The sequence below is a fragment of the Chitinispirillales bacterium ANBcel5 genome (assembly GCA_029688955.1).
Taxonomy (GTDB): domain Bacteria; phylum Fibrobacterota; class Chitinivibrionia; order Chitinivibrionales; family Chitinispirillaceae; genus Cellulosispirillum; species Cellulosispirillum alkaliphilum.
In genome coordinates, this window is the sequence record JARUKZ010000086.1 from 1 (window position 1) to 2,504 (window position 2,504).

4 protein-coding genes and 1 pseudogene are annotated in these 2,504 nt (G+C 39.6%); 1 reads left to right on the forward strand and 4 read right to left on the reverse strand.

All coding sequences use genetic code 11. The features are described 5' to 3' along the window. Positions 1-191: hypothetical protein (locus QA601_18715; GenBank protein ID MDG5817136.1), on the reverse strand; the 191-nt coding region annotated here is incomplete at its 3' end. Positions 192-361: 170 nt separating this feature from the next. Here QA601_18715 and QA601_18720 point away from each other — a divergent pair. Next, positions 362-541 carry an MT-A70 family methyltransferase gene (locus QA601_18720; protein ID MDG5817137.1) on the forward strand — a complete coding sequence of 60 codons (180 nt, stop codon included), beginning with the start codon at positions 362-364 and terminating at the stop codon, positions 539-541. Between the two features lie 410 nt (positions 542-951). On the opposite strand, the pseudogene QA601_18725 reads toward QA601_18720, so the two are convergent. The 3 genes and pseudogenes from QA601_18725 to QA601_18735 all read right to left on the reverse strand — a co-directional run. After that, positions 952-1,452 (reverse strand): annotated as a pseudogene (locus QA601_18725) (RHS repeat-associated core domain-containing protein). Positions 1,453-1,615: 163 nt separating this feature from the next. After that, on the reverse strand, positions 1,616-1,867 hold the full coding sequence (locus tag QA601_18730) for a hypothetical protein (protein ID MDG5817138.1): 252 nt from the start codon (positions 1,865-1,867) through the stop codon (positions 1,616-1,618). 82 nt (positions 1,868-1,949) lie between these two features. Next, on the reverse strand, positions 1,950-2,504 hold a 555-nt coding region (locus QA601_18735; GenBank protein ID MDG5817139.1), incomplete at its 5' end, for a hypothetical protein.

A 2,504-nucleotide genomic window follows, 5' to 3' on the forward strand; every position in this document is an offset into this window, starting at 1 on the left:
ACAAGCACGTTATCCTGCTCGTTTTCAGATATTTCTTCCACAGGTTCTGGTTTAGTTTCATCTACAATGCTTTTTATATTCAGAGTTTCACGCTCCAGGATAACATTTCCCGCACCATCCATTCTGCGAAAGATCTCCAGATCCCCCAAATACATTCTCTCTTCCACAACACCCGGTGCCTTTTGCCACACTTTTCTTACTCTTTGACCGTCACCATCATAACTATAATATGCATTACCACCACCACCCAGATCAACGGCTACAAGCTGAGTATGGTATGGTTAAAAGATCATGTGGGAATGGAGTATTGGGCGAGGTGCCGCAATGAACTTTTATTGGTCGGAACAAAAGGGAGCATGCCTTGTCCCGATCAAAGGTAAGACCCGAAAATGTGATTCAAGAAAAGAGAGGGAAACATTCAGAAAAGCCCGATGATGTTTATCGGATTATTGAGAAAGCGTATCCGACACTGAAGGAGATTGAGCTTTTTGCGAAGAGGGATAGAGAGGAATGGAAAAGGTGGGGTAATGGGAAAGGATAGTAGTACAGGTTTCAATGATATTTGGGTCTCCCTAAAAAGGGAGTCAAAAATTTCAAAACACTAAAGAAGAACCCTTTAACACTATTTACACTTTGGAAGAGCTTTATTCTTCACTTTTACAACTACAATTCTCATCATTAAGCATTTGGCTTATTCTTTAGTCTTTCGTAACAATACCAATACAAAAATCCGAATAGAGCCCCCAAAAATAAAAAGGTTAACAAAAATCTAAATGGGCTTGAGGCTATATCATTCCATACACTTTCCAATGTTTTAGGTTGAACAGGACCACTTTTACTCCAGCCAGTTAGACTTGTAAAAAAATAGCCGATTAAAAATGGAATAGTACCATAAACCCAATACTTTAATATTCGCAAAAAACGGCTGTATTTACATATCATTCTATTTACCTAATTTTCATTCGGAGTAACAAAATCTGAAATAGTTTCATAAATCCTGGCTGCTTGTCCAATTAATGTTCCTAAAAAAGTGGTTTTATCAGCCCCAGATGAAGGACCAGGATTTATTGCCGTTTCTGCAGTCTTAACTCCTGTTGAAATAACTTCAGGATGTGTTTTTGCGTAACTAACGGCAGTTTTACACGTTGCTGCTACATACGGAGCCGCTTTCACAACAACTGGAGCAGCCACAAAAGTTCCAGAAACAGCCATACTTCCTATCATAGCCTTTTTACTAAAATCCATTATAGCGTCCTGTTCATGCTCAGGCACTAACCAACTTATTATGCCACCAATGGATCGAGGCATAGAAATCGCCATTTGGAAATATTCATCTTGATTGCCATCGGGATCAAATCTATTTATCGGGTTGCTTCCACCATAACGATAAAGATCATGGTGCTGCTCCGCCGGATCGGTACTCACCCATCTCCCCACCTCCCCACAATAGTACCTAGCTCCAAAAAGGGACTATAGTTCAACTCGGCAATAACTGCCTCAAATCAACCCCAAAGGCCATATCAAAGAGCTAATTTATTCAAAACATCTCTTGAGCAAAAGAGCTAATCTTTTCTGGGGTGATTAATGAAAAAGATACCCGGTGACCTAAAAAAATTCAACTTCTTTCCCCAACACTATTTATTGACATTGTAAAATAGCCGCATACTATTACAACAATCATCCACCTATTGTAACCAAATAAAAAAATTACCATGCTTAATATTGCAGCTAAGATTCCAGCCAAAACCCGGAAATATAAAAATGAATTCAATTTTTTAGAAAATAAACCATCTAAAAAAATATCTATGCTTCCAGAAAGCCCAAATAAACCTGATAAGGCCCAGGCATACTGGCTTCGAATAAACACAACATCTCCTATTAGCACCAATAGCAAAACTACTGTTGAATACTTTGTGGTTCTTTTGATTCCGTATAACATAATTTACAATTTACCGTTTTTCCCTTATTATTGTTTCTGGTGGGTCTACAGAATCTTGGAAATCTTGGAAGTCTTCTGTCGTTTCGCCCCAATACTCTTGACAGCCATGACTTAACCCCAAAATACCAGTGACGATTCCTCCAGTTATAAATCTCCAATCAATTTTCGGACCTTTGCCGCCACCACCTCTTTTAGGAAAAAGTATTTCACCTCTTGCCAATTTATCTTGATCAGATATAATTTCTCCTATATAGTCTTCTAGTGTAGGATTATACACCTCTTCAGAACCAGGCATAGGCCCTGGAGCAGATTCGCGTTTTCTCCTTCGTTCAAAATTATCAATTTCATTATTCACTAATAAGGCAGTACCAAATGAACTTCCAATCCAGCCGATTCCCTTAAGAACAGGTGGGAGCCACAATGGAGCTGTCGAACCCAAAGTTATAGCAGCATTCCCATCCGGATCAACCGCATTAATCGGATTAAACCCATTCCCCGCATACGCATACAAATCCCAGAACTGCCGTGCCGGATCCGCACTTATCCACCGCCCGATATCACTGTC